The following is a 5,080-nucleotide window of genomic DNA, read 5'->3' as shown; positions in this document are numbered from 1 at the left end:
GCGATGCCCAGGACCACAGCTCGCTCGCCCCGGTAGAAGGCGGCGCTCTGCGGAGCCTGCTCGGGTTCGACGTCGACCTGGGCCCGGTCGCCCAGGGGCAGGGCGCGACCGTCGTGGACTTGGTTCGGCAGGGTGCGTGAGTGCGGCGGGTTCGGTCGTGTCCCCGCTGATGGCCTGACTCAGCTCTCGGCCCCCCTGCTGCGCGTTGCCGCCGCTGACCAGCAGATTGCGCGCGCTCAATTGCGTGAGCAGCCCCTGGGGTGTCAGTGACAGACAGTATCCTCTTCGGCGGCAGCGTCAGTGGGGTGGGCCTGCCCAAGGCGGGAGCGCGCCCGACCGACGCCTGCGACCGGGGCACAGCGCCCGAGACCGGTGCACAACGCCCGCGACCCGGGCGCGACACCCGCGGACGGGCGCGGGCCGCGGGGACAGGCGCGGGATGCCACCACCCCGGCGACGACGCCCACCGCGCCGCCGCCGGGGTGGCATCCGTTCAACGGCTGGAGTAGCCGCCGTCGATGGGGAGCGAGACGCCCGAGATCATGGCGGCGCCGTCGCCGAGGAGGAAGACGATCGGGGCGGCGATGTCGTCCTCGGTCGCCCACTTGTGCAGCGGCATCGCGTCGAGGAACGGACCCTCGATGTCGGGGCGTCCCCAGTACCAGGCCGACATCGGCGTCATGACGACGGTCGGGTTGACGCTGTTGACGCGGATGCCGTAGCCGCCGAGTTCGAGGGCCGAGACGCGCGTGATGTTGTCGAGAGCGGCCTTGGACGAACCGTACGAGATGTGCCCGGTGAGGGCGACGAGGCTGGCCTGGCTCGAGACGTTGACGATCGCACCGCCCTTGCCGACGCGGATCATCTCGCGCGACGCGTACTTGGTCACCAGGAGCGAACCGCGGGCGTTGATGCTCATGACCTTGTCGAACACCTCGATGTCGGTCTCCATCGGGGTAGCGATCTCGCCGCCCCAGCCGCCGCAGTTCACGACGCCGTAGAGGTCGCGACCCTCGATGGCCGCGCGGATCTCGTCTTCGGATTCGAGGTCGAACACGACGGGCTCGGCGCCGGTCTCGGCGGCGATCGCGGCGACGCTGTCGGCCGTGCGGCCGGCGGCGAGCACGGTGGCGCCCGCCGCGACGAGGTGGCGCACGGTCGCGCCGCCGATGCCACCACCGGCGCCGGTGACGAGGATGGTGCGGTCGGTGAGTTCGGTCATGGGAGGGCTCTTTCGCGGGTCCTGGAGGTGGGGACGACGGCGGTGTCGTCGCGGCCCATGATAACCACAGAATCACGCGGATGACTTCGGTGTCATGACGAATTGATCACGGGTGTTGACACCGGTGACATGGTGGGCTTACCGTAACCGGAGTTCGACCGGCGGCCACCCCCGCCGGACACGCTCCACAGACGCAGCGCTCCGACGTGCGGCGTCGCCCGGAAGGACCACACCGCTGTGACCCACACCCCGCCCGCCGCCGCGACGCCCGCCGCCGCGACCCTGCGCCTCGACGATCTCGTCACCCGAGCGCGCCGGCTGGTCGACTCGGGCGAGCGTCGCGTTCTCGGGCTCACGGGCACCCCGGGTGCCGGCAAGTCCACCGTCAGCGACGCGCTGCTCGCCGCCCTCGGCACCGACGCGGTGCTCGTCGGCATGGACGGCTTCCACCTGGCCAACGAGGAGCTCGTGCGTCTCGGCCGCCGGGACCGGAAGGGCGCCCCCGACACGTTCGACGTCGAGGGCTACATCGCCCTGCTCGACCGCATCCGCGCCGGTCACGCGGCCTACGCCCCGCGCTTCGACCGCGACCTCGAGGAGTCGATCGGCTCCGCCGTGCTCGTCCCGGCCGACGTCCCGCTGGTCATCACCGAGGGCAACTACCTGCTGCACGATGCCTTCGGGTGGGATGCCGTGGCATCCCGTCTCGACGAGGCCTGGTTCCTCGACGTCGACGCCGACGCGCGCCGCGACCGCCTCGTGGCGCGCCGCCTCTCGCACGGCCACCCCCGGGAAGAGGCCGTCGCCTGGGTCCGCGACGTCGACGAAGCCAACGCCCTCATCGTCGAGCGGGGCCGCCACCGCGCCGATCTCGTCATCACCGTCACCGACGCTCCCAGCCGGATCGTCGGACATCACGAAGGAGCTTCCTCATGAGCACCACCACGACCACCCCGGTGCTGCAGGCGCGGGGCCTGTCGCGCCAGTTCGGATCCGTCCGCGCCCTCAACAACGTCGACTTCGAGGTCTACCCGGGCGAGGTCACCGCGCTCATCGGCGACAACGGCGCGGGCAAGTCCACGCTCGTGAAAGCGCTGTCGGGAAACCTCGCGGTCGACGAGGGCGAGATCCTCTTCGACGGCAAGCCGATCGACATGTCGAACCCGCAGGTCGCGTCGTCGCTCGGCATCGAGACGGTCTACCAGGACCTGGCGCTCGCTCCGCACCTCGACCCGGTGCAGAACATGTACCTCGGTCGCGAGATCCGTCGCCCCGGGCTGGCCGGTGCTCTCGGCTTCATGAAGACGAAGGACATGGCCAAGGCCTCGCGCGCCGCGTTCGACGAGCTCGGTGCCACGGTCCGCAGCCTCACCTCCCCCGTCGGCGAGATGTCGGGCGGACAGCGCCAGGCCATCGCGATCGCCCGCGCGGTGCACTGGGCCTCGCGCGTGGTCTTCCTCGACGAGCCGACCGCCGCGCTCGGCGTGCGTCAGACGAAGAACGTGCTCGAGACCATCCGCCGCGTTCGCGACAAGGGCATCGCCGTGGTCTTCATCTCGCACTCGATGCCGCACGTGATCGACGTCTCCGACCGCATCCAGGTCCTGCGCCTGGGCACCCGCGTCGCCAACATCGACGCGAAAGACACCTCCATGGAAGAACTCGTCGGGCTCATGACCGGCGCCGTCACGAAGGACGACCAGAAGTGAGCACCACGACTCCCCCCACCGAGACCGTCGCGATCGGCACGTTCGACGACAACCAGAAGGTCAACCCGGTCCGCCGGATCCTGCGCACGCAGGCCTTCCAGATCCTCCTGGTGCTGCTGGCCATCATCATCGTCTTCAGCATCATCGCGCCCGAGTCGTTCGCGCAATGGACCAACTTCCGCCTCATCATCCAGAACGCCTCGATCCTCGCCGTCCTCGCCGTCGGCATGACCTACGTGATCATCACCGCGGGCATCGACCTGTCCGTGGGATCGGTCCTCGTCTTCTCGGGCGTCGTCTCGGCCATCGTCATGCGGGCGATGGGCGGAGAGGGCTGGGGCGTCGCGACCGTCGGCATCCTCGTCGCGATCCTCAGCGGCGTCTGCTGGGGACTGCTGAACGGGTTCCTCATCGCCAAGGCCAAGATCCCGCCGCTCATCGTGACCCTGGGCTCGCTCGGCATGGCGCTCGGTCTCGCGCAGATCCTCACCGGCGGTGTCGACATCCGAGACGTGCCCACCGTGCTGACCGTCTCGATCGGCTACGGCAACGTGTTCGGCAGTGTCCCGATCATCAGCGTCATCGCTCTCGTGGTCGTCGTGATCGGCGCGATCGTGCTGCACTTCACCCGATTCGGCCTCTACACGCTGGCCGTCGGCTCGAGCGAGATCGCTGCCCGTCGCGTCGGCGTCAAGGTCGACGCTCAGCTGATCAAGATCTACACGATCTCGGGTGCCCTGGCCGGGCTCGGCGGCATCCTGTCGCTCTCGCAGTTCTCGACGACAGCGATCGCCGGTCAGTCTCAGACCAACCTCAACGTCATCGCCGCGGTCGTGATCGGCGGCACCTCGCTCTTCGGCGGGGTCGGCACGATCATGGGCACGGTCGTGGGCCTCTTCATCCCGGCGGTGCTGCAGAACGGCTTCGTCATCACCGGTGTCCAGCCCTTCTGGCAGCAGGTCGCCGTCGGCGCGGTGCTGATCGCCGCGGTCTACGTCGACCAGGTCCGTCGCTCGGCCGCCATGCGCGGCAACACCCAGAGCCTCTGGCGCAAGTTCGTCAGCGGAGGTCGGCGCGGCTGAGCCGCGGCGGCATCCCTTCCCCATCCACACAACACCCCACAACCCGAACCAAGAAACGGTGATCACAATGAAGTGGAACAGCAAGGCGACCGCACTGACGGTCTTCGGCATCGCAGCGACCCTGACCCTCGCGGGCTGTTCGGGCGGAGCCTCCTCCGGTGGAGCCTCGGCCGGCGCAGACGGGTACAAGATCGCGTTCGTGCAGGGCGTCGCCGGGGATGAGTTCTACATCTCCATGCAGTGCGGCATCGAAGCCGAGGCCAAGGCCGAAGGCGCCACCGTCACCACCCAGGGCCCCGAGAAGTTCGACCCCACCCTGCAAAAGCCGATCGTCGACGCCGTCGTCGCGTCCAAGCCCGACGCGCTCCTCATCGCACCCACCGACGTGTCGGCGATGCAGGCCCCGATCGCCGCGGCCGAGGCCGCGGGGATCAAGGTCGTCCTCGTCGACACCACCCTGGAAGACCCCTCGGGCGCGGTGTCGCAGATCTCCTCCGACAACGAAGGCGGCGGCGCCGCGGCGTTCGAGGCGATCCAGAAGGCCAACCCCAACGGCGGCAAGGTCCTCGTCGTCTCCACCGACCCCGGTGTCTCCACCACCGACGCCCGCGCCCAGGGCTTCGAAGACGCCGTCAAGAAGGACTCCAAGTTCACCTCCGTCGGGGTGCAGTACTCCCACAACGAGCCCTCCACCGCCGCCGAGATCGTCACCGCGGCGCTGCAGAAGGACCCCGACATCGTCGGCATCTTCGCCGCCAACCTGTTCGCGGCGGAGGGTTCCGCCACCGGTGTCCAGCAGGCCGGCAAGCAGGGCGCTGTGACGATCGTCGGTTTCGACGCCGGTCCCGCCCAGGTCAAGGCCCTCGAAGCCGGCACCGTCCAAGCCCTCGTCGCCCAGGAGCCCGCCACCATCGGCTCCGACGGCGTCAAGCAGGCCATCGCCGCGCTGAAGGGCGAGCCCACCGAGGAGAAGATCCAGACCGGGTTCACCATCCTCACGAAGGACAACATCAACGGCGACGGCAAGGACGCGGTCTACAAGTCCAGCTGCTGATCGACCCCGGATG

Annotated in this window: 5 protein-coding genes; 4 read left to right on the top strand and 1 reads right to left on the bottom strand. The window is 69.3% G+C overall.

The features are described from left to right. Positions 1-493: 493 nt before the first annotated feature. Positions 494-1,222 carry an SDR family oxidoreductase gene (locus tag NS283_RS04740; RefSeq protein ID WP_058595734.1) on the bottom strand — a complete coding sequence of 243 codons (729 nt, stop codon included), beginning with the start codon at positions 1,220-1,222 and terminating at the stop codon, positions 494-496. Positions 1,223-1,459: 237 nt separating this feature from the next. On the opposite strand from NS283_RS04740, the gene NS283_RS04735 reads away from it, so the two are divergent. From NS283_RS04735 to NS283_RS04720, 4 genes are all read left to right on the top strand, one after another. Beyond that, positions 1,460-2,158, top strand: a complete 699-nt coding sequence (locus NS283_RS04735; RefSeq protein ID WP_241492188.1) for a nucleoside/nucleotide kinase family protein — start codon at positions 1,460-1,462, stop codon at positions 2,156-2,158. Next, the gene (locus tag NS283_RS04730; protein ID WP_058595733.1) at positions 2,155-2,931 is read left to right on the top strand and encodes an ATP-binding cassette domain-containing protein; all 777 of its coding nucleotides are present in this window, start codon (positions 2,155-2,157) and stop codon (positions 2,929-2,931) included. Before NS283_RS04735 ends, NS283_RS04730 begins: the two co-directional genes overlap by 4 nt. Further along, a complete protein-coding gene (locus NS283_RS04725; RefSeq protein ID WP_081317260.1) occupies positions 2,928-4,013 on the top strand; it encodes an ABC transporter permease in 1,086 nt (361 codons plus the stop codon). The genes NS283_RS04730 and NS283_RS04725 overlap by 4 nt, the downstream gene beginning before the upstream one ends. Positions 4,014-4,080: 67 nt before the next feature. Then, a complete protein-coding gene (locus tag NS283_RS04720) occupies positions 4,081-5,067 on the top strand; it encodes an ABC transporter substrate-binding protein (RefSeq protein ID WP_058595732.1) in 987 nt (328 codons plus the stop codon). The last annotated feature ends 13 nt before the right edge of the window (positions 5,068-5,080 follow it).

It is taken from the genome of Microbacterium testaceum (assembly GCF_001476285.1).
Classification (GTDB): Bacteria; Actinomycetota; Actinomycetes; order Actinomycetales; family Microbacteriaceae; genus Microbacterium; species Microbacterium testaceum_B.
The sequence above is the reverse complement of the archived record's forward strand: the minus strand, read 5'-3'. Positions and strand labels throughout refer to the sequence as shown.